Source organism: Mycobacterium sp. HM-7 (assembly GCF_053852335.1).
The window spans coordinates 2,694,594-2,715,342 of record NZ_CM132657.1; the positions used below are offsets into that span (position 1 = coordinate 2,694,594).

The 20,749-nt window shown below is 67.7% G+C and carries 21 protein-coding genes; 14 read left to right on the plus strand and 7 right to left on the minus strand.

Annotated elements, in window-relative coordinates:
• Position 1: 1 nt before the first annotated feature.
• Complete coding sequence (gene tkt / locus ACWW1C_RS13045) at positions 2–2,095, minus strand: transketolase (protein WP_455983813.1); 2,094 nt, start codon at positions 2,093–2,095, stop codon at positions 2–4.
• Between the two features lie 336 nt (positions 2,096–2,431).
• On the opposite strand from tkt, the gene ACWW1C_RS13050 reads away from it, so the two are divergent.
• Both ACWW1C_RS13050 and ACWW1C_RS13055 read left to right on the plus strand, forming a co-directional pair.
• Positions 2,432–3,325, plus strand: a complete 894-nt coding sequence (locus ACWW1C_RS13050; protein WP_455984262.1) for a heme o synthase — start codon at positions 2,432–2,434, stop codon at positions 3,323–3,325.
• A 34-nt stretch (positions 3,326–3,359) separates the two neighbouring features.
• Positions 3,360–4,289, plus strand: a complete 930-nt coding sequence (locus ACWW1C_RS13055) for a DUF1214 domain-containing protein (protein ID WP_455984263.1) — start codon at positions 3,360–3,362, stop codon at positions 4,287–4,289.
• Here the strand turns inward: ACWW1C_RS13055 and ACWW1C_RS13060 are convergent.
• Positions 4,286–5,260: a quinone oxidoreductase family protein gene (locus ACWW1C_RS13060; protein ID WP_455983814.1), complete on the minus strand. Its 975-nt coding sequence runs from the start codon at positions 5,258–5,260 to the stop codon at positions 4,286–4,288. The two genes, ACWW1C_RS13055 and ACWW1C_RS13060, sit on opposite strands and share 4 nt — an antisense overlap.
• An 18-nt stretch (positions 5,261–5,278) precedes the next feature.
• Between ACWW1C_RS13060 and ACWW1C_RS13065 the strand changes: the two genes are divergently transcribed.
• Positions 5,279–6,217, plus strand: a complete 939-nt coding sequence (locus tag ACWW1C_RS13065) for an ATP-grasp domain-containing protein (RefSeq protein WP_455983815.1) — start codon at positions 5,279–5,281, stop codon at positions 6,215–6,217.
• Here the strand turns inward: ACWW1C_RS13065 and ACWW1C_RS13070 are convergent.
• The 4 genes from ACWW1C_RS13070 to mptB are packed head-to-tail and all read right to left on the minus strand — an operon-like array spanning position 6,167 to position 10,527.
• Positions 6,167–7,096, minus strand: coding sequence for a COX15/CtaA family protein (locus ACWW1C_RS13070; RefSeq protein WP_455983816.1), 930 nt, complete (start codon positions 7,094–7,096; stop codon positions 6,167–6,169). The two genes, ACWW1C_RS13065 and ACWW1C_RS13070, sit on opposite strands and share 51 nt — an antisense overlap.
• A 46-nt stretch (positions 7,097–7,142) precedes the next feature.
• Complete coding sequence (locus tag ACWW1C_RS13075; RefSeq protein WP_455983817.1) at positions 7,143–7,925, minus strand: ABC transporter permease; 783 nt, start codon at positions 7,923–7,925, stop codon at positions 7,143–7,145.
• Positions 7,922–8,851: an ABC transporter ATP-binding protein gene (locus ACWW1C_RS13080; protein WP_455983818.1), complete on the minus strand. Its 930-nt coding sequence runs from the start codon at positions 8,849–8,851 to the stop codon at positions 7,922–7,924. The genes ACWW1C_RS13075 and ACWW1C_RS13080 overlap by 4 nt, the downstream gene beginning before the upstream one ends.
• Entirely contained in the window at positions 8,848–10,527 is a 1,680-nt protein-coding gene (mptB, locus tag ACWW1C_RS13085; RefSeq protein WP_455983819.1) for a polyprenol phosphomannose-dependent alpha 1,6 mannosyltransferase MptB, read from the minus strand. The genes ACWW1C_RS13080 and mptB overlap by 4 nt, the downstream gene beginning before the upstream one ends.
• A 103-nt stretch (positions 10,528–10,630) precedes the next feature.
• Between mptB and ACWW1C_RS13090 the strand changes: the two genes are divergently transcribed.
• The 7 genes from ACWW1C_RS13090 (at position 10,631) to ACWW1C_RS13120 (ending at position 16,907) form a co-directional block, all read left to right on the plus strand.
• Positions 10,631–11,386 (plus strand): helix-turn-helix transcriptional regulator, encoded by a 756-nt coding sequence (locus ACWW1C_RS13090; protein ID WP_455984264.1) that lies wholly within the window; start codon positions 10,631–10,633, stop codon positions 11,384–11,386.
• Positions 11,383–12,810 (plus strand): Fe-S cluster assembly protein SufB, encoded by a 1,428-nt coding sequence (sufB, locus tag ACWW1C_RS13095; protein ID WP_455983820.1) that lies wholly within the window; start codon positions 11,383–11,385, stop codon positions 12,808–12,810. Before ACWW1C_RS13090 ends, sufB begins: the two co-directional genes overlap by 4 nt.
• A gap of 31 nt (positions 12,811–12,841) precedes the next feature.
• On the plus strand, positions 12,842–14,020 hold the full coding sequence (gene sufD, locus ACWW1C_RS13100) for a Fe-S cluster assembly protein SufD (RefSeq protein WP_455983821.1): 1,179 nt from the start codon (positions 12,842–12,844) through the stop codon (positions 14,018–14,020).
• Entirely contained in the window at positions 14,017–14,784 is a 768-nt protein-coding gene (gene sufC / locus ACWW1C_RS13105; protein WP_455983822.1) for a Fe-S cluster assembly ATPase SufC, read from the plus strand. Before sufD ends, sufC begins: the two co-directional genes overlap by 4 nt.
• Position 14,785: 1 nt before the next feature.
• Positions 14,786–16,036, plus strand: a complete 1,251-nt coding sequence (locus ACWW1C_RS13110; RefSeq protein ID WP_455983823.1) for a cysteine desulfurase — start codon at positions 14,786–14,788, stop codon at positions 16,034–16,036.
• Positions 16,037–16,038: 2 nt separating this feature from the next.
• Positions 16,039–16,521 carry a Fe-S cluster assembly sulfur transfer protein SufU gene (gene sufU / locus ACWW1C_RS13115; protein ID WP_455984265.1) on the plus strand — a complete coding sequence of 161 codons (483 nt, stop codon included), beginning with the start codon at positions 16,039–16,041 and terminating at the stop codon, positions 16,519–16,521.
• A 92-nt stretch (positions 16,522–16,613) separates the two neighbouring features.
• Positions 16,614–16,907: a metal-sulfur cluster assembly factor gene (locus ACWW1C_RS13120; RefSeq protein WP_455984266.1), complete on the plus strand. Its 294-nt coding sequence runs from the start codon at positions 16,614–16,616 to the stop codon at positions 16,905–16,907.
• Between the two features lie 29 nt (positions 16,908–16,936).
• Here ACWW1C_RS13120 and ACWW1C_RS13125 read toward each other — a convergent pair whose 3' ends face one another.
• On the minus strand, positions 16,937–17,392 hold the full coding sequence (locus ACWW1C_RS13125) for a hypothetical protein (RefSeq protein WP_455983824.1): 456 nt from the start codon (positions 17,390–17,392) through the stop codon (positions 16,937–16,939).
• Between the two features lie 205 nt (positions 17,393–17,597).
• On the opposite strand from ACWW1C_RS13125, the gene ACWW1C_RS13130 reads away from it, so the two are divergent.
• From ACWW1C_RS13130 to ACWW1C_RS13145, 4 genes are all read left to right on the plus strand, one after another.
• Positions 17,598–18,284, plus strand: coding sequence for a heme peroxidase (locus tag ACWW1C_RS13130; protein WP_455983825.1), 687 nt, complete (start codon positions 17,598–17,600; stop codon positions 18,282–18,284).
• Between the two features lie 67 nt (positions 18,285–18,351).
• Complete coding sequence (locus ACWW1C_RS13135) at positions 18,352–19,452, plus strand: NADH:flavin oxidoreductase (RefSeq protein ID WP_455983826.1); 1,101 nt, start codon at positions 18,352–18,354, stop codon at positions 19,450–19,452.
• 45 nt (positions 19,453–19,497) lie between these two features.
• The gene (trxA, locus tag ACWW1C_RS13140; RefSeq protein WP_043396413.1) at positions 19,498–19,863 is read left to right on the plus strand and encodes a thioredoxin; all 366 of its coding nucleotides are present in this window, start codon (positions 19,498–19,500) and stop codon (positions 19,861–19,863) included.
• 44 nt (positions 19,864–19,907) lie between these two features.
• A complete protein-coding gene (locus ACWW1C_RS13145; RefSeq protein WP_455983827.1) occupies positions 19,908–20,738 on the plus strand; it encodes an enoyl-CoA hydratase in 831 nt (276 codons plus the stop codon).
• Positions 20,739–20,749 lie beyond the last annotated feature (11 nt).

The following is a 20,749-nucleotide window of genomic DNA, read 5'->3' on the forward strand; positions in this document are numbered from 1 at the left end:
GTCAGTTGTCCAACGAGCGTTCCGCGGCCGCCACAACCGCTTCCGCGGTGAAGCCGAACTCCCGGAACAGCGTCTTGTCGTCAGCCGACGCGCCGTAGTGCTCGATCGAGATGATCTCGCCGGTGTCACCGACCAGCTTGTGCCAAGGCTGGGCGATGCCGGCCTCGACTGCAACTCGTGCCGAGACGTCGGGCGGCAGTACCGCGTCGCGGTACTCCTTGGGCTGCGCCTCGAACCACTCCAGACATGGCATCGACACCACGTAGGCGACGATGTCCTTGTCTGCCAACAGCTTCTGTGCCTCGACGGCCAACTGCACCTCGGAGCCGGTCGCGATGATGATGACGTCCGCGTCGTCGGCCGGGTTGCCGCCACCGAGCACGTAACCACCGCGGGCAGCGCCCTCGGCGTCGGTGCCCTCGAGGACGGGTACCCCTTGGCGGGTCAGGATGAAACCGGTCGGGTTGTTGCCGTGGGTGCGCTGCAGGATGGTGCGCCAGGTGTAGGCGGTCTCGTTCGGGTCGGCGGGACGGACCACCGACAGGTTCGGGATCGCGCGCAGCGCGGCCAGGTGCTCGATCGGCTGGTGCGTCGGACCGTCCTCACCCAGACCGATGGAGTCGTGGGTCCAGATGTAGATCGGGTCGATGTTCATCAGCGCGGCCAACCGCACCGCCGGACGCATGTAGTCGGCGAACTGCAGGAAGGTACCGCCGAACGGGCGCGTCGGACCGTGCAGCACGATGCCGCTCAGGATCGAGCCCATGGCGTGCTCGCGGATGCCGAAGTGCAGCACCCGGCCGTACCAGTCGGCGGTGTAGTCCTCGGTCGAGATCGACGGCGGGCCGAACGACTTCACCCCGTTGATGGTGGTGTTGTTACTGCCCGCGAGATCGGCTGAGCCACCCCACAATTCGGGCAGCTTGGTGGCGACGTCATTGAGCACCTTGCCGAACGCCGCCCGGGTCGCGACGGCCTTGCTGCCCGGCTCCCAGTACGTCAGGTCGGCGTCCCAGCCCTCGGGCAGTTCGCCGGCGTGCAGGCGGTCCAGCAGCTTCTTGCGCTCGGGCTCCTTGGTGGCCCAGGCGTCGAACGCGACCTGCCACTCGTCGTGCGCCTTCTTGCCGCGGGCCACCAGCTCGCGGGTGTGGTCGATCACCTCAGGCTTCACGTCGAAGCTCTTGTCCGGGTCGAAGCCGAGCACCTTCTTGGTGGCGGCGACCTCGTCGGCGCCCAGCGCCGAGCCGTGCACCCCGCCGGTGTTCATCTTGGTGGGGGCGGGATAGCCGATGATGGTGCGAACCGAGATGAACGACGGCTTGTCGGTCACGGCGCGGGCGGCGGCCAGGGCCTCTTCGATCGCCACCACGTTCTCGCCGCCCTCGACCTCCTGGACGTGCCAGCCGTAAGCGCGGTAGCGGGCGCAGACGTCCTCGGAGAGCGCGATGTCGGTGTCGTGCTCGATGGAGATCTTGTTGTTGTCCCACAGCACGATGAGGTTGCCGAGCTGCTGGGTACCGGCGAGCGACGACGCCTCGCTGGTCACGCCCTCTTCCATGTCACCGTCCGAGGCGATGACGTAGATGAAGTGGTCGAACGGGCTCTCGCCGGGGGCGGCGTCGGGGTCGAACAGGCCCCGCTCATAGCGGGCGGCCATCGCCATACCGACCGAGGACGCCAGGCCCTGGCCCAGCGGGCCCGTGGTGATCTCCACACCCTTGGTGTGGCCGTACTCGGGGTGACCCGGGGTCAGCGAGCCCCACGTGCGCAGCGCCTCGATGTCGGCGAGCTCGAGGCCGAAGCCGCCCATGTACAGCTGCAGGTACAGCGTCAGGCTGGAGTGGCCACAGGACAGGACGAAGCGGTCGCGGCCGATCCAATGGGTGTCGGCCGGGTCGTGCCGCATCTGGCGCTGGAACAGCGTGTAGGCCAGCGGGGCCAGGCTCATCGCGGTTCCGGGGTGGCCGTTTCCGACCTTCTGAACCGCATCCGCGGCCAGCACTCGTACGGTGTCGACGGCGGCCGAGTCCAGCTCGGTCCAGTCGTCCGGGTGGTGCGGGCGGGTGAGTTCGGAAATCTCTTCGACTGTGGTCACGGGCGCACTCCTACTGGGGGACGTCTCGGGCTCGGCGAATTGCAAGCGAGCTGCATGACTACCCTAGTGCGCGCCGCTGGTGCGGTGCAGACCGCTTCACCTTTGGCCTGTCCGCGATTGGGTTTCCGTTCACCTGAATGCACCCTGCGGTGTGGAGCACTCAGGTGCGCGGTCTACCATCGTCTGTAGTAGAGGCTGCGCGGCCGTGACTTCCGAGGAGATATCTGCGTGAGCATTCGCGAGCGCCGTTCTGTCCACGGGGCGCACGGTTTCGGTCCCGGAGCTGCGGCGTCTGACGAGTCCGCCACCAAGTCGCCGAACCGTGTTCGGGACACGTTGCTGGCCTACATCGCCCTCACCAAGCCGCGGGTCATCGAACTGCTGCTGGTGACCACAATTCCGGCGATGCTCCTTGCCCACCGGTTCGATGTGGTGGCCAGCCAGGGCCCGATCAAACCGCTGTTGATCCTGAACACCCTGGTCGGCGGCCTGCTCGCGGCTGCCGGCGCGAACACCCTGAACTGTGTCGCCGACGCCGACATCGACAAGGTGATGAAGCGCACGGCCCGTCGGCCGTTGGCCCGCGCGACGGTGCCCACCCGGAATGCGCTGATCTTCGGCCTGGTACTGACCGTCACGTCGTTCCTGTGGCTGTGGCGCAGCTCGAATCTGCTGTCGGGCCTGCTGGCCCTGGCGACGATCGCCTTTTACGTCTTCGTCTACACGCTGCTGCTGAAGCGCCGCACCTCACAGAACGTGGTGTGGGGCGGTGCCGCCGGCTGCATGCCGGTGATGATCGGCTGGTCGGCGGTCACCGGCACCATTCAGTGGCCCGCGCTGGTGATGTTCCTGATCATCTTCTTCTGGACGCCGCCGCACACCTGGGCCCTGGCAATGCGCTACAAGGAGGACTACGAAGCAGCCGGCGTGCCGATGCTGCCTGTCGTGGCCACCGAGCGCGAGGTGACCAAGCAGATCCTCATCTACACCTGGGCGACGGTCCTGACGACGCTGGCACTGGCGTTCGCCACCGGCTGGCTGTACGCCGCCGTGGCTCTCGTCGCCGGCGCGTGGTTCCTGGTGATGGCGCACCAGCTGTACTCGGGTGTGAAGCGTGGCGAGCCGGTGAAGCCGCTGCGCCTGTTCCTGCAGTCGAACAACTACCTCGCCGTTCTGTTCTGTGCGCTGGCGGTCGACTCGGCGCTCGCGCTGCCGACGCTGTTCCACTGACCCGAGCCGCTAGCTTGGGGGCATGCCCCAACCGGTGAGCCCCGACAACTTCGCCCGCGCCGAATCCGATCTGTACTTCGGCGGTATCGTCCGCGACAACGGCTTCGGCGCCTTCTTCCACAACCGCGAACTCAGCTCGATCGACCACCAGATCGTCATCCGGCAGAACCGCGACACCCTCTACTCGGCAGCGGTATTCGACCTCGACGCCGGGCCTGTCACCGTCACTCTGCCGGACAGCGCGGACCGGTTCATGTCGCTCCAGATCATCAGCGAGGACCACTACACGATTCAGGTCGCGTACGCCCCCGCCGCGGTGACGCTCACGCGCGACGACGCGGGCACGCGCTATGTCGCGGCAGCGGTCCGGATTCTGGTCGACCCCGACGACGCCGACGACGTGGCTGCCGTGCACGCGCTGCAGGATGCGATCGCCGTCGCACAGGCTGTACCGGGCACGTTCGCGGTCCCGGACTGGGACCCGGTGAGCCAGAAGACCGTACGCGATGCGCTCATCACGCTGGCCACCACGCTGCCGGACACCAAGGGCATGTTCGGCACCGCCGCCGACACGGACCCGGTGCGGCACCTGATCGGGTCGGCCAACGCCTGGGGCGGCAATCCCGAGCGTGACGCGTTCTACCTGACCGTGGTGCCATCACAGCACGACGGCGCCACGGTGCACCGGCTGACCGTCAACGACGTTCCGGTGGACGGATTCTGGTCGGTCACCGTCTACGACAAGGACGGCTACTTCACCGCCAACGCGCAGAACGCGTACTCGGTGAACAACATCACCGCCGTCACGGAGACCGACGGCAGCACCACCATCCAGTTCGGCGGCACGGGTGCGGCCAACCTGCTACCGATCACCCCGGGCTGGAACTACACCGTGCGGCTCTACCGCCCGCGGCCCGAGATTCTCGACGGCAGCTGGACGTTCCCGGCCGCCGAGCCGGTCTAGGGCACCAGCACCACCGAGCCGACGGTCAGGCGGGCCTGCAGGTCGGCGTGGGCGCGGGCGGCGTCGGCCAGGGGATAGCGCTGGCTGACCGTCACATTGAGGGTGCCATCGGAGATGGCCTGCAGCAGTTCGCCTGCCCGCCACGAGAATTCGTCCGCATTGCGGGTGTAGTGGGCAAGAGTCGGCCGGGTCAGGAACAGGGACCCGGCACTGTTGAGGCGCTGCGGATCGAAAGGCGGCACGGGCCCGCTGGACGCACCGAACAACGCCAGGGTGCCCCGCACCGCGAGGCTGGCGATGCTGGCCTCGAACGTGGAAGCCCCCACGCCGTCGTACACCGCGGCGACGCCGGCGCCGTCGGTGAGTTCGCGAATCTTGGCGCCGAACTCGGCCGGGTCGGTGGGGTAGTCCAGCACCTCTACGGCGCCGGCCTGCCGGGACAGCGCAGCCTTGTCGCTGTTGGAGACCGTGGTGATGACGCGCACCGCCATACTCGTGGCCCACTGGGTCAGGATCAGCCCGACGCCGCCGGCGCCGGCGTGCAGCAGCACGGTGTCGCCCTGCTGCACGGGGTAGGTCGACTTGATCAGGTAGTGCGCAGTCATGCCTTTGAGCAGTGCCGCGGCGGCCACCTCGGGCTCCACGCCCTCCGGCACGTAGGCCACGTAATCGGCTGGCGCGACGCAGTATTCGGAGTAGGTGGCGTCCGCCGCGGCGGTGACCACCCGGTCGCCGACCGCCAGGGCGGCCACATCGTCGCCGACCGCGGTGATGGTGCCGCAGACCTCCTGGCCCGGGATGTAGGGGACCGGGCGGGGGTACAGCCCGGAGCGGAAGTAGGTGTCGATGAAGTTGACGCCGATGGCCTCGGCCTTGATCAGGACCTCGCCCGGGCCCGGCGTGGGCTCGGGGCGTTCGACGAAGGACAGGACTTCCGGACCGCCGAGTTCGGCGACTTCGATGGCGTGCATGCCCCCTATCATTCCAACGTGAAACTCGCGCGGCCCGATATCCGTCATCCCCGCATCGTTTTGGCTGGTTGCCGGGCTCTCGTCGACGGCGACGGCGACGACGACGGGTTGGTCAAGGCGTTGCGGGACCGCGGTTTGCACGCGCGTTGGCTGGCCTGGGACGACCCGGCCACGCTGCAGGCCGATCTCGTGGTCCTGCGGGCCACGTGGGACTACACCGAGCGGCACGACGAATTCCTCGCGTGGACCAGGAAGGTGCGCAATCTGCTGAACGCACCCGAGGTGGTCGCGTGGAACAGTGACAAGCGCTACCTGGCGGATCTGGCGGCGGCCGGGGTGCCCACGGTGCCCAGCAGCTTCTTCGCCCCGGGGGAGCCGGTGACGGTGCCTGCCGGCGAGGTCGTCGTCAAGCCCGCGGTGGGTGCCGGTTCGGTTGGGGCGCAACGATTCATCGATGCGGCCGCGGCCGCCGAGCACGCCGAGTCACTGCAGGCCGACGGTCGTACCGCGCTGATCCAGCCCTACGACGAGCGCATAGAGGCGGGGGAGACCGCGCTCGTGTTCCTGGCGGGCAAGCAGTCGCACGCATTCATCAAGGGGCCGATGTTGCCGCCACCCGGTGGCAGTCCGGAGATGCACGAATCCGGGACGTATGCCGAGGAACAGCTGCGACCGGCCGATCCCGATTTCGAATTGTGGGACGTCGGCTACGCGACACTGTCCGCGGCGGCAGCGCACCTCGGCATCGAGCCGGCGGAGCTGTTGTACGCCCGGGTGGACCTCATCGGCGATCGCCGGGACCCCCGGTTGCTCGAGCTGGAATTGGTCGAGCCGGGGTTGGGCTGGCGGCAACTGGCCGAGCCCGAACGTGCTCTGGCGCAACGGCAGTTCGCCATCGGCGTCGAGTCAGCTCTGGAGCGGCTCGGCCTCGGTCCGCTCTCGCATCGACGCCCATAGCGCCGCGGTTGCCGCGGTGCAGGCTCCGGCGCCCGCCACGTGGATGGCGACCAGCACCGCCGGCACGCCGGTGTAGAACTGGACGGAGCCGACCGCGCCCTGGGCGAGGACCAGCCCGGCAAGGACCGACAGCCGCAGCAGCACCGGCCTGGGGGCGCGCACCGCGAGCAGGGCGAAACCGAGGCCGATCACGAAGCTGAGGTAGGCCACCAACAGTGACGAGTGCAGGTGCGCCAGATCGGTGATCTCGACCTGGAGACGCTTGACCGGCTGCAGGGCACTCTTGTCGCCGGCGTGCGGTCCGGCTCCCGTGACCAACGTCCCGGTCACCAGCACCGCGGACAGCGTGACTGCGGTCAGGACGGTGAACCAGCGCAGTGGCTTCGGTACGACGAGTCGGTCGGTGCCCGAGTCGGGTTCGCCGATTTTGACGTAGAGCAACACCGCCAGCCAGACCATCACCATCGACACCAGGAGATGGACGGCGACGGTCCACCACAGCAGCCCGGTGCGGACCGTGATGCCGCCGATGACCGCCTGCACGACCGTCGACGCGGGCATCAGCCAGGCGTACAGCTTGACCTCACGGCGGCGGCCCGCGCGGATGACGGCGAGGACCGCCAGGGCAGCCGTCAGCACCACGCCGAATGTGAACATGCGGTTGGTGAATTCGACGGCCTGGTGCACCACGGGCACTTCGGCGTGTGGCACCGGCACGAAGCTGCCGGGGAAGCACTGTGGCCAGGTCGGGCAGCCCAGGCCGGACGCGGTCACCCGGACGATGGCCCCGGTGACGGCGATGCCGCCCTGGGTCAGGATGACCAGGAACGCGATGAGCCGCTGGACCCGAAGTGAGGGGATGGGCAGCTTGTCGAGCACGGCCTGATCGTAGAGCAGTGGTAACTACGCGGCGTAGTAGGGGCCGTCAGCTGAACCGGAACCAGCGCATCGCGGCCAGCCCGGCGAGCACGCCCCACGCGGCCAGCACCGCGATGCCGAACCAGTCCACCGACAGCGTCATCGCTTGTGTCAGCGATTCGGTCAGCGCGCCCGACGGCGTCAACCGGGCCACCCAGCGCAGCGCCTCGGGGACCACGCGGTGCTCGATGGTCAAGGCGCCGAGCGCGGCGAGGACGAACCACAGCAGGTTCGCCAGGGCCAGCACGATCTCGGCCTTGAGCGTCCCGCCGAGCAGCAGGCCCAGCGCCGCGAACGAGGCGGTGCCGAGCGCGATGATCACCGCACCGAGCAGCAGGCCCAGGATTGCGGGCCGCCAGCCGAGTGCAATGCCGATGCCGCCCAACAGGATTGACTGCAGAAACACCGTGGTGACCACGGCCAGCGACTTGCCGGCGATGATGCCCCACACCGGCAGCGCCGTCGCGCCGAGGCGTTTGAGTGCGCCGTAGCGGCGATCGAACGCGACGGCGATGGCCTGGCCGGTGAACGCCGTCGAGATCACGGCCAGCGCCATGATCGGCGGAGTGAACGTCCCCGGGCGGTGATCGCCGAGTGAGCCCAGCGGCAGCAGCGTGAGCCCGACCAGCAGCGTGATCGGGATGAACATCGTCAGCAGCAGCTGCTCGCCGTTGCGCAGCAGCAGTTTTAGTTCCAGGCCGTACTGCGCTGCCAGCATCGCGGGGATGCCGGCCGGTCGCGGATCCGGGGTGAACGTCCCCGGGGCGAACCGATTCGTCTCGGTACTCACGACCGCAGCTCCCGTCCGGTCAGGTCGAGGAACACGTCCTCGAGGCTGCGCTGCTCGACGCGCATGTCGGTGGCGAGCACGTTCAACCGGGCGGCCCAGGCCGTGACGGTGGCCAGCACCTGCGGGTCGATGTGCCCTTCCACCAGGTATTCGCCGCTGCCGGCTTCAGTGGCGCGGTAGTCCTCGGGCAGCGCGGAGATCAGCAGTGACAGGTCCAGCTTGGGCGGTGCGGAGAAACGCAACTGGTTCTCGGCGCCGCCGCGCGTCAGGTCCGCGGGCGTGCCGGCAGCCACTGCGGCGCCGTGGTCGATGATCACGATGCGGTCGGCCAGTTCCTCGGCCTCGGTCAGCTGGTGCGTGGTGAGCACGACGGTCACGCCGTCGCGGCGCAAGCCTTCGATCAGCTCCCACACCACGATTCGAGCGTGGGCGTCCATGCCCGCGGTGGGCTCGTCGAGGAACACCAGCTCGGGGCGTCCGACGATGGCGCATGCCAGCGCCAGGCGCTGCTGCTGTCCGCCGGACAGCCGGCGGTAGGTGGTGCGGGCCGCTTCGGTCAGGCCGAGGGTGTCCATCAGCCACTGCGGGTCGAGCGGATTGGCCGAGTACGCCGCGACCAGATTCAGCATTTCGCCGGCCTTCGCGGCCGGGTAGCCGCCGCCGCCCTGCAGCATCACCCCGATGCGGGCACGCAGCTTGGCGTTGTCCGCGGTCGGGTCCAGGCCCAGGATCGAGATGGCGCCGGAGTCGGGTTTGATGAAGCCTTCGCACATCTCGACGGTCGTGGTCTTACCGGCCCCGTTGGGTCCGAGCAGGGCCAACACCTCGGCGCGCTGCACCTCGAGGTCCAGGTTGTTCACGGCCTGGATATCGCCGTAGCGCTTGCTGACGCCGCGCAGCGATACGGGCGTCTCTCCGGAACTCACGGGGATTCAGCGTAAGCGTCGGGCCTGGCAGCGGCGCTACCAGGGGCGTCACCGTTGTCTGATTCCGGCAATCCGCGCCACGGCAGGCGACCGCGGGTCAGCGCGATCAGCAGCAGCACGATGACGGTGCTGGCCAGGGTGGCGTCGAGGATCTGGAAGAGCGCGAACCGGTCGCCGTTGGCCGTCGGGCCGAAGACGCCGACGACGAACGTCACCACGATGGTCGTGCCGCGGAAGCCCGGCCGGGTGGCCCAGCAGGCCAGCGGGATGATCGCCCACAGCAGGTACCAGGGCTGCACGACGGGGAACAGCAGCACCGTCGCCCCCATGGCGACGCCGAGCCCGCCCAGCGGATGGAGTCGGCCCCGCAGGACCGACAACAACAGCCAGCTCACCAGCACGCCGATGACGAAGACGCCGATCCCGCGGGTCAAGCCGAGGACCGCGGTCGTGTGGTCGCCAAGCCCCAGCAGGATGCCGACCTGCCCGGTGCCGAGCGCGACGAGCGTCGGCGGCGACATCCACGACCGCACGACGTTCGCGGTGCCGAGCGTGAAGAGCCAGCCGAAGCCGAGGCCGCTGGCCCAGCCGATGAGTGCCATCACCGCCAGGGCGACGATGCCCAGCGGCACACAGGCCTGGAAGAAGGCCTTGACCGTGCCACCGAGCCGACGCGCGAGGGCCATGGACACGAAGCCGAGGGCCAGCAGCGACGGCAGCTTGATCTGCGACGACATGGCGATGAGCACCGTGCCGGTGAGCAGCATCGCCAGCGGCCACCACGCCGCCCAGTCGTCGCGGTGTCGTGGCCAGTGCAGTGGCCGCGGGATGAACGGGTGGCCGGAATCGATTCCCCGCATGGCGAATTCGGTGCCGGCGAGCATCAGTCCGAGCATCGGCGCTTCGTTGTGGATGCCCGCGATGAGGTGCATGAAGAGCAGGGGATTACAGGGTCCCAGCCACAGGGCGCTGACCTCGGCCACGCCGCAACGCCGGGCCAGACGTGGCGTTGCCCACACTGTGGCGGCGACTCCGAGTAGTACGACCAGTCGATGGCAGAGCACTCCGGCGACGATGTTGTCGCCGGTGATCTCCGAGATGCCGCGCCCGATCCACAGGAACAGTGGTCCGTAGGGCGCCGGGGTTTCTCGCCACAGGCTCGGCACCGTGAGGGTGAAGACGTGGCCGAGCCCGAGGCCCGTGGCGGGGCCGACGCGGTAGGGGTCCAATCCGATGCTGGCGATCTGGCTCTGCGCCAGGTACGAGTAGACGTCCTTGCTGTACATCGGCGGCGCGATCAGCAGCGGCAGTGCCCACAGGAGCAGCGTCTGGTCCAGCTGACTGCGGGACATCCGGCGTTTGCCCAGCGTGTAGCGGCCCAGCATCAGCCACGCCAGCGCCATCATGACGGCGCCGGTCGTCGTCATGGTCAGCGAGACGGTCTGGATGCGGGACGGCAGGTTGAGCAGGCGCACCCCGAACGTCGGGTCCTGCACGACGGGCCGGGCGCCGGCGCCGAGTGCGCCGATGGCCATCAGTACCGTTCCGGTGGCGCCGAACCTCCGGGTCCGGCGCAGCGACGCGATCTCGGAGGCGTTGAGCGGGTAGCCGACGGACGGCTCGTCGGCATGCCAATGCGCGACGGCCGTGCTCAGGTGCTGAAGGCGGTCGGGCATCAGAGCAGATTAGCCGTAGGTCTCTTCGGCACCGGCCTACTCGGTGATAAGGGTTACCTTCCTAGATTCGGTTTCTGAATTCCGTCACAATGGTGTTGTGAAATTGCCGTCCGGAGCTCCCGAAGCTGTCGGCACCGCGACCGCGGTGGCGTCGGCAACGGCTGTTTCCGACGGTCACACCCGCTCGGCGATCGTGCAACTGCTGCTGGAAGGCGCCGTCACCGCCACTCAGATCGGCGATCAGCTCGGCATCTCGGCCGCCGGTGTGCGGCGTCATCTCGACGCGCTCATCGACGCCGGCGACGCGGAATCCAGCGCCGCCGCCGCGTGGCAGCACAACGGCCGCGGCCGGCCCGCCAAGCGGTACCGGCTGACCGCCGCCGGGCGCGCCAAGCTCGGCCACACCTACGACGACCTCGCCGCGGCCGCCATGCGCCAGCTGCGCGAGATCGGCGGTGACGATGCCATCAGGACGTTCGCGCGTCGCCGTATCGACTCGATCCTGTCCGGCGTCACCGCAACCGATGACATCACCGAGACCGCGGACCAGGTGGCCGCGGCGCTGACCCAGGCCGGCTACGCCACCACCACGACCCCGGTGACGGGACCGATCGGCGGGGTGCAGATCTGCCAGCACCACTGCCCGGTGTCGCACGTCGCCGAGGAGTTTCCCGAACTGTGCGACGCCGAGCGCGAAGCGTTCGCCGAGGTTCTCGGCACCCACGTGCAGCGCCTGGCCACCATCGTGAACGGGGACTGTGCGTGTACCACGCATGTTCCGGTCATAGCGGAACACGCAGTCTCATCAGCTTCTATAGCCATCCACCCCGCGACCCAAGAAGAAGGAGTGTCGCAATGACGACCACCCCGGAACAGTTGACCCAGGAGGAGACCATTGCGTCCCTGGGCACGTACGGCTACGGCTGGGCTGACAGTGATGTCGCAGGAGCCGCCGCGACCCGTGGGTTGAACGAGGCTGTCGTCCGCGACATCTCCGGCAAGAAGAGCGAGCCGGAGTGGATGCTCGACTTCCGGCTGAAGGCGTTGCGCATCTTCGACAAGAAGCCCATGCCGCGTTGGGGCAGCGACCTCGACGGCATCGACTTCGACAACATCAAGTACTTCGTGCGGTCCACCGAGAAGCAGGCCACGTCCTGGGAGGAACTGCCCGAGGACATCAAGAACACCTACGACCGCCTGGGTATCCCGGAGGCCGAGAAGCAGCGCCTGGTCGCCGGTGTCGCCGCGCAGTACGAGTCCGAGGTCGTGTACCACCAGATCCGCGAGGACCTCGAGGCGCTCGGCGTGATCTTCCTGGACACCGACTCGGGCCTGCGTGAGCACCCCGAGCTGTTCAAGCAGTACTTCGGCACCGTGATCCCGTCCGGTGACAACAAGTTCTCCGCGCTGAACTCGGCCGTGTGGTCGGGTGGCTCGTTCATCTACGTGCCGCCGGGCGTGCACGTCGACATCCCGCTGCAGGCCTACTTCCGGATCAATACGGAGAACATGGGCCAGTTCGAGCGGACGCTGATCATCGCCGACGAGGGTTCCTACGTCCACTATGTGGAGGGTTGTACCGCGCCGATCTACAAGTCGGACTCGCTGCACTCGGCCGTCGTCGAGATCGTGGTGAAACCCGGTGCGCGCGTTCGCTACACGACCATCCAGAACTGGTCGAACAATGTCTACAACCTGGTCACCAAGCGGGCCCGCGCCGAGGCCGGCGCGACCATGGAGTGGATCGACGGAAACATCGGTTCCAAGGTCACCATGAAGTACCCGGCGGTCTGGATGACCGGCGAGCACGCCAAGGGCGAGGTGCTCTCGGTGGCGTTCGCGGGTGAAGGCCAGCACCAGGACACCGGTGCCAAGATGGTGCACCTGGCGCCGAACACGAGCAGCAACATCGTGTCGAAGTCGGTGGCGCGCGGTGGCGGCCGGTCGTCGTACCGCGGCCTGATCCAGGTCAACAAGGGCGCGCACGGATCCAAGTCGAGCGTGAAATGCGATGCGCTGCTGGTAGACAACATCAGCCGCTCGGACACCTACCCGTATGTCGACATCCGTGAGGACGACGTCACGATGGGTCACGAGGCCACGGTCTCGAAGGTCAGCGAGGATCAGATGTTCTATCTGATGAGCCGCGGCCTGACCGAGGACGAGGCCATGGCGATGGTGGTGCGCGGCTTCGTCGAGCCCATCGCCAAGGAACTGCCAATGGAATACGCGCTCGAGTTGAACCGGCTGATCGAGCTGCAAATGGAAGGTGCTGTCGGCTGATGTGGGCGAGCGAAGCGACGGGAAGTAACGAGTGACCAACTTGACCGAGGCGACGGAAGGAATCGTCGCCAATAAGGGAGAGCTGTTTACGTCCTTTGACGTCAACGCTTTCGAGGTGCCGGGCGGCCGTGACGAGCTCTGGCGGTTCACGCCGCTGAAGCGCCTGCACGGTCTGCACGACGGATCCGCCGCTGCCACCGGCACTGCGCGGGTCGAGGTTTCGGAGCGCGACGGCGTCACCGTCGAGACCGTCGGCCGCGACGACGAGCGGCTGGGCCAGGGCGGCGTGCCCGCGGACCGCGTTGCCGCGCAGGCCTATTCATCGTTCGCCGAGGCGACCGTGGTGTCGGTCGGCCGGGACGTTCAGGTCGCCGAGCCCATCGAGATCGTCATCGCCGGACCCGGTGAAGGCAAGATCGCGTACGGCCACCTGCAGTTGCGGGTCGCCGAACTGGGCGAAGCCGTCGTGGTGATCGACCAGAGCGGCAGCGGAACCTACGCCGACAACATCGAATTCGTCGTCGGTGACGCGGCGCGGCTGACCGTCGTGTCGATCGCCGACTGGGCCGACGATGCGGTGAACATCAGCACCCACCACGCGACCCTGGGCAAGGACTCCGTGTTGCGGCACGTCGCCGTCACCCTCGGCGGCGACGTGGTCCGGCTGACCTCGCGCACTCGCTACCTGGCCCCCGGCGGCGACGCCGAGATGCTGGGCATGTACTTCGCCGACGACGGCCAGCACTTCGAGTCGCGTCTCCTCGTCGACCACGCGCAGCCGAACTGCCGCTCCAACGTGCTGTACAAGGGCGCGCTGCAAGGGGATCCGGAGTCGCGCAAGCCCGACGCCCACACCGTGTGGATCGGCGACGTGCTCATCCGGGCCGCCGCCACCGGCACCGACACCTTCGAGGTCAACCGCAACCTGGTGCTCACCGACGGCGCCCGCGCCGACTCGGTGCCCAACCTGGAGATCGAGACCGGCGAGATCGTCGGCGCCGGACACGCCAGTGCCACCGGACGTTTCGACGACGAGCAGCTGTTCTACCTGCAGGCCCGCGGTATCCCCGAGGATCAGGCCCGCCGCCTGGTGGTCCGGGGCTTCTTCGGCGAGATCATCCAGAAGATCGCCGTGCCGGAAGTCCGCGACCGCCTGACCGCCGCCATCGAACACGAACTTGAACTGACTGAAGGACGCAACAACTCATGACCACACTGGAAATCAAGGACCTGCACGTCTCGGTCACCGCACCGGACGGCGCCGATGTGCCGATCCTCAAGGGCGTCAACCTGACGGTGAAGTCGGGCGAGACCCATGCGGTCATGGGCCCCAACGGTTCTGGCAAGTCCACGCTGTCGTACGCCATCGCGGGTCACCCCAAGTACACAGTCACGTCCGGGTCCATCACCCTGGACGGCGCGGACGTGCTGGAGATGAGCGTCGACGAGCGTGCGCGCGCGGGCCTGTTCCTGGCGATGCAGTACCCCGTCGAGGTGCCCGGCGTCTCGATGTCGAACTTCCTGCGCACCGCGGCGACCGCGGTCCGTGGCGAGGCCCCCAAGCTGCGCCACTGGGTCAAAGAGGTCAAGGCAGCCATGACAGACCTGGACATCGACCCCGCGTTCGGTGAGCGCAGCGTCAACGAAGGTTTCTCCGGTGGCGAGAAGAAGCGCCACGAGATTCTCCAGCTGGGCCTGCTGAAGCCGAAGATCGCCATCCTCGACGAGACCGACTCGGGCCTCGACGTCGACGCGCTGCGCGTGGTGTCCGAGGGCGTCAACCGGTACGCCGAGGCCGAGCACGGCGGCGTCCTGCTGATCACGCACTACACCCGCATCCTGCGGTACATCCGTCCGCAGTTCGTGCACGTCTTCTTCGACGGCCGCATCATCACCTCCGGTGGACCGGAGCTGGCCGACGAGCTCGAAGAGAACGGCTACGAGCGCTACACGACTGCCGCTGCCGAGGCTTGATGTGACCGCGTCAGTTGATCTCGACCTGACGCGAATCAGGGCGGACTTCCCGATTCTCAGCCGCGTCATGCGCGGCGGGAATCAGTTGGCGTACCTGGATTCCGGGGCCACCTCGCAGAAGCCGCTGCAGGTTCTCGATGCCGAGCGCGAGTTCCTGACCACGTCCAACGGCGCGGTGCATCGCGGTGCGCACCAGCTGATGGAGGAGTCGACCGACGCCTACGAACAGGGCCGCGCCGACATTGCGGCGTTCGTCGGTGCCGACGACGACGAGCTCGTCTTCACGAAGAACGCCACCGAGGCGCTGAACCTGGTGTCGTATGCGGTGGGGGACAACCGGTTCGACCGGGCGGTGAGTGGCGACGGCCGTGACGTGATTGTCACCACCGAACTCGAGCATCACGCCAACCTGATCCCGTGGCAGGAGCTGGCTCGTCGCACCGGCGCCGAGTTGCGCTGGTATTCGGTCACCGACGACGGCCGCATCGACCTGGACTCGCTGCAGCTCGATGAGCGGGTGAAAGTGGTTGCCTTCACCCATCATTCGAACGTCACGGGTGCCATCGCGCCCGTCGCCGAACTGGTGTCGCGCGCCAAGGCAGTCGGCGCGCTGACCGTCCTGGACGCCTGCCAGTCGGTGCCACACCAGCCCATCGACTTCCATGCCCTGGACGTCGACTTCGCGGCGTTCTCCGGGCACAAGATGTTGGGTCCCACCGGGATCGGCGTGCTGTACGGACGTCGTGAACTGTTGAACGCGTTGCCTCCTTTTCTCACCGGCGGGTCCATGATCGAGACCGTCACCATGGAGTCGGCGACCTACGCGGCCGCGCCGCAGCGGTTCGAGGCCGGCACCCCGATGACCTCGCAAGTGGTCGGATTGGCCGCTGCCGCACGGTATCTCGATGCGATCGGGATGGCTGCCGTGGAGGCGCACGAGACCGAGTTGGTGGCCGCCACGCTCGATGGGCTGACTCAGATTCCGCAGGTGCGGATCATCGGGCCGACCACCACCGAGCACCGCGGTTCGCCGGTCAGTTTCGTGCTGGACGGTGTGCACGCGCACGATGTCGGCCAGATTCTCGACGATGAAGGCATCGCCGTCCGGGTCGGGCATCACTGCGCGGCGCCGTTGCACCGGCGGTTCGGTATTGCCGCGACGGCGCGCGCGTCGTTCGCGGTGTACAACACCCTCGACGAGGTGGACCGGCTGGTCGCGGGGGTCAAGCGAGCTGTGGAGTTTTTCGCGTGAGAATGGAACAGATGTACCAGGAAGTGATCCTGGACCACTACAAGCACCCGCACCACCGCGGCTTGCGCGAGCCGTTCGGCGCGCAGGTGCATCACGTCAACCCCACGTGTGGTGACGAAGTGACGCTGCGGGTGACGCTCTCCGACGACGGCGAGACCATCGCCGACATCTCGTACGACGGTCAGGGCTGCTCGATCAGCCAGGCATCGACGTCGGTGCTCACCGATCAGGTGATCGGCCAGAGTGTCGACGAGGCACTCAAGACCGTCGGCGCATTCACCGAGATGATTTCCTCCCGCGGCAACGTCGAGGGAGACGAAGATGTGTTGGGTGACGGCATCGCGTTCGCCGGTGTCGCCAAATACCCGGCACGGGTGAAATGCGCGCTGCTGGGCTGGACTGCGTTCAAAGCCGCGCTCGCCGAGGCGAGCGCCAAAGACACCGTGCTGGCAGCTGTCGGCACCAATGCGGAGGACAAGCGATGACTGAAGGCACACCCGAAGCCACCACTGAAGCCGCCACCAGTGCGGCCAACGCGGTAGACGACCCCGAACTGCTCGACGCCGTCGAGGAGGCCATGCGCGACGTCGTCGACCCGGAACTCGGCATCAACGTCGTCGACCTCGGGCTGGTCTACGGCCTGGCCCTCGAGGAGGGTGACGAGGGCACTGTCGCGAAGCTGGACATGACGCTGACGTCCGCGGCCTGTCCGCTGACCGACGTGATCGAGGATCAGTCGCGGACCGCTCTGGTGGGCGCGGGCCTGGTGACCGACCTCAAACTGAACTGGGTGTGGAACCCGCCGTGGGGCCCGGACAAGATCACCGACGACGGCCGCGAGCAGCTGCGGGCGCTGGGCTTCACCGTCTAGCTGGTTCTGCGCCGTAGAACGCGCGTCGATCACTGCCGCAGTTCGATGACATCGGCAGACAACGTCCCGCCGAATGCCTCCAGCGTGCCGGTGTTGCAGCCGCCCTTGACGCCGGTGGCACCGACGCTCAACTCATGGCCGCCGGCAGTTTTGGTGTAGGCGACCGGCGCCGTAACGGTGCTGCCGGGCCGCGCGATCGCGGGCGCACTGATCTGGCGGCCATCCAGGTAGAAACGCACCACGATGTCCGAACAGCCGTTGGCGTCGTTGTTGAACGACGCCAGCACCTTCTCGGCGATGTGGGCGTCGAAATGGATCGACGGTCTGGCATTGCAATCCTGGCCGTTGGGCGGGGAACAATATCCCCTGACGTATTCCCCGACCTGGTCGGCGACCGCAGGTGGTGCCACAGCGACACCCCCGGCACCGACACAGCCCATCAACGCCATTGCCACGCTGCCGAAGCGCCGGGTGGATACGAACATCTCGGTCCCTCTCTGTCGGCTGATGAAATCGACGCTAGGGTCGCGAGACCGCCGGGCATATAAGGGGATTCCCTACATTTCGTAACTCAGAGGCTGTGGACAACTCGGTGTTTCGGCTCCGCGCCCGGGTGTTCTTGTCGGTGGCGTTCTCTAGCTTCCAGCGCAACAGGACCACACAGGTCCGATACGACAGGAGGCAAACACCATGAACGCTGACATCGAACAACTGCGGGCCGCGTGCGAACGCGATCTCGGCGACCCCGTCGACTGGCCGGCGCCCGTCGGCTATCCGGATTCCCTGGCACTCTGCATCATTGACGCGATCTACGCCCCCGGCGCCCGGCATCTCACCGTCGACAAGATCATCGAGCGGTACCGCAGCTATCGGGCAGGGCAAGGTGGTGACGCCGACACCGACGGCGCTCCGGAATTGCTCGCCAACGTCGAGGCGCTCGGCGGGCCGCAGCAGTGGGCCGCTCAGATCGGCAATCGCCGGCCGACGTCGACTGCGAAGGATGCGCCGCTGCGATCGCTGGCACTGACAGAGGTGGCGCAATCCCTTGTCGCACTGGGGATTCGCACCACCGAGGACCTGCGCGTGATCTCCGCGGATCCCGAGCTGGCGTCGCAGGCCAGGCGCGTATGGTGCGCGGTGCCCGGACAGCGGTCGGGCTTCACGTGGCGCTTCCTGTTGATGCTGGCGCAGGTGCCCGGCACGGATCGGACGGTCGCGGCGTATGTCGCGCGCGAGATCGGTGACTGCGGGCCGGCCGAGGCGGCGGCGTTGGTCGGTGCCGTCGCGGGAGCGGCCGGCTGGGACGTGGCGGCGCTGAGCCAGGCGATCTGGCGGTTCGAGTCACGCCGTCCGGGGCAGTTGCCGTCGACTGCGTGACCGCCGCGGTGGCCGGTCGGTGGGTGCCCGCGGAATCCGATCCGCCATCACGGTGTTGCATAGGCTCATGACCGTCGATGCATCTGGACTCTTCGCCCCACTGGCCCTGCGGAACCTGACCGTGCCCAACCGGTTCGCGATGGCACCCATGACCAGGCAGGCGTCACCTGGAGGCGTCCCGGGGACCGACGTGGCGGAGTACTACGCCCGTCGGGCCGCCGGCGGTGTCGGCCTGATCATCACCGAGGGCGTGCGGGTGGGCGATCCTTCGGCCGCCGGCTCGCCGGACATCCCGACGCTCGTGGGCGCCGAGGCACTCGACGGGTGGCGCAACGTCACCAGCGCGGTGCATCGCCACGGCGCGACCATCGCCGCCCAGCTGTGGCACCAGGGCGCTGAGCGGGGCGACCGCGACGGGGTCGCCCCGGTCAGCCCGTCGGGCGTCAACGGCCACGGCGAACAGATCGGCCGCGCGCTGGCTGCCGACGAACTGCCGGCCGTCGCGCAGAGGTACGCCGCGGCGGCGCGCAACGCCAGGGAAGTCGGCTTCGACGCTGTCGAACTGCACGGGGCCCACGGCTACCTGCTCGACCAATTCCTTTGGGCCAGAACGAATCTGCGCACCGACGAATACGGTGGCTCGGTCGAGAACCGCACCCGCTTCCCGGCCGAGGTGGTCACCGCCGTGCGGGCCGCGGTCGGTCCGGACTACCCGATCATCTACCGCTTCTCGCAGTGGAAGGGCACCGACTACAACGCGACGCTGGTCGACGATCCGATGCAGCTGCAGGAACTGCTGGCGCCGCTGGTCGACGCCGGTGTCGATGCGCTGCATCCCTCGACCCGTCGCCACTATGTGCCGGCCTTCCCCGACGCCGACCCGGCCCTCACGCTGGCCGGCTGGACCAAGAAGGTCACCGGAACACCCGTGATCGCGGTCGGCTCGGTGGGCCTACAGACCGCGTTCCGGTCCGAGAAGCCCGGCCAGGTCATCGAGCCGGGGCCGGTGGACCAGCTGGTGGATCAGTTCGACGCCGGTGAGTTCGACATGGTTGCGATCGGCCGGGCCCTGCTCGCCGACCCCGGTTGGGTGAACCGACTGCGCAGCGGCACGCTGGACGGGTTCAATGGCTACGACGCGGCCAGTGCGCTGGCGCGGTTGAGCTGACCAGATACCGGGAACAAGCAGGTATATCGCAACGTTGGGAGAAGCGTGAGCACCAAGGACATCACCGCCGCCGAGTTCAACGGCATCATCAGCGACAACGACATCGTGCTGGTGGATTTCTGGGCGTCATGGTGCGGGCCGTGCCGGGCGTTCGCGCCGACCTTCACCGCATCGTCCGAGAAGCACCCCGACGTCTTCCACGCCAAGGTCGACACCGAGGCCGAGCAGGGTCTGGCCTCCGCGGCAGAGATCCAGGCCATCCCGACCCTCATGGCTTTCAAGAAGGGGCAGCTGGTCTTCCGGCACTCGGGCATGCTTGCGGCGAACCAGCTCGACGAGGTCATCAGCCAGATCAAGGAATTCGACATCGACGCCGCGATGGCCGACGACAGCGCGACCACCGACATCTGAGCAATCCGCACTGCGGGCAGGTGTGATATTCCGCACCCGCTAGCGTGCAGGGCGTGAGCGAACAGACCCCACTGGTACTCGTCGACCATCCGCGTCCGGGCGTGGCACTGGTCACCCTGAACCGCCCCGAGCGGATGAACTCCATGGCCTTCGACGTCATGGTCCCGCTCAAGGCGGCGCTCGACGAGATCACCAACGACAACGACGTCCGCGCGGTCGTCCTCACGGGCGCCGGACGTGGGTTCTCCTCGGGTGCCGACCACAAGTCGGCCGGCTCGGTGCCCCACGTGGCCGGGCTGACGCGTCCGACGTTCGCGCTGCGCTCCATGGAGGTGCTCGACGACGTCATCCTGGCTCTGCGCAAGCTCCACCAGCCAGTTATCGCCGCTGTGAACGGCGCAGCCATCGGCGGGGGCCTCTGCCTGGCGCTGGCGTGCGACATCCGGGTCGCCGCGACGGGTGCCTACTTCCGGGCCGCGGGCATCAACAACGGCCTCACGGCCAGCGAGTTGGGCCTGTCCTATCTGCTGCCGCGGGCCATCGGTACCTCGCGCGCGTTCGAGGCGATGCTCACCGGCCGCGACATCGACTCCCAGGAGGCCGAGCGCATCGGGCTGGTGTCGCGCAGTGTCCCTGATGATGAGCTTCTGCAAACGTGCTTCGACATGGCCGAGCGCATCGGCTCGTTCTCCCGCCCGGGAATCGAATTGACCAAGCGGACTCTCTGGAGTGGACTGGACGCCGGTAGTCTGGAGAGCCACATGCAGGCCGAAGGCCTGGGTCAGCTCTTCATCCGACTGCTCACCGCCAACTTCGAAGAGGCGGTTGCCGCGCGCGCCGAGAAGCGACCCGCGGTCTTCACTGACGACAAATGAGCTAAGGAGGC

Bases quoted from the DNA above. Each gene is read 5' to 3' on its own strand.
- sufB (WP_455983820.1), top strand. From the start codon at position 11,383: ATGACGACCACCCCGGAACAGTTGACCCAGGAGGAGACCATTGCGTCC.
- ACWW1C_RS13125 (WP_455983824.1), bottom strand. From the start codon at position 17,392: ATGTTCGTATCCACCCGGCGCTTCGGCAGCGTGGCAATGGCGTTGATG.
- ACWW1C_RS13060 (WP_455983814.1), bottom strand. From the start codon at position 5,260: ATGCACGCCATCGAAGTCGCCGAACTCGGCGGTCCGGAAGTCCTGTCC.
- sufU (WP_455984265.1), top strand. From the start codon at position 16,039: ATGGAACAGATGTACCAGGAAGTGATCCTGGACCACTACAAGCACCCG.
- ACWW1C_RS13120 (WP_455984266.1), top strand. From the start codon at position 16,614: ATGCGCGACGTCGTCGACCCGGAACTCGGCATCAACGTCGTCGACCTC.
- ACWW1C_RS13135 (WP_455983826.1), top strand. From the start codon at position 18,352: ATGACCGTCGATGCATCTGGACTCTTCGCCCCACTGGCCCTGCGGAAC.
- sufC (WP_455983822.1), top strand. From the start codon at position 14,017: ATGACCACACTGGAAATCAAGGACCTGCACGTCTCGGTCACCGCACCG.
- ACWW1C_RS13130 (WP_455983825.1), top strand. From the start codon at position 17,598: ATGAACGCTGACATCGAACAACTGCGGGCCGCGTGCGAACGCGATCTC.
- mptB (WP_455983819.1), bottom strand. From the start codon at position 10,527: ATGCCCGACCGCCTTCAGCACCTGAGCACGGCCGTCGCGCATTGGCAT.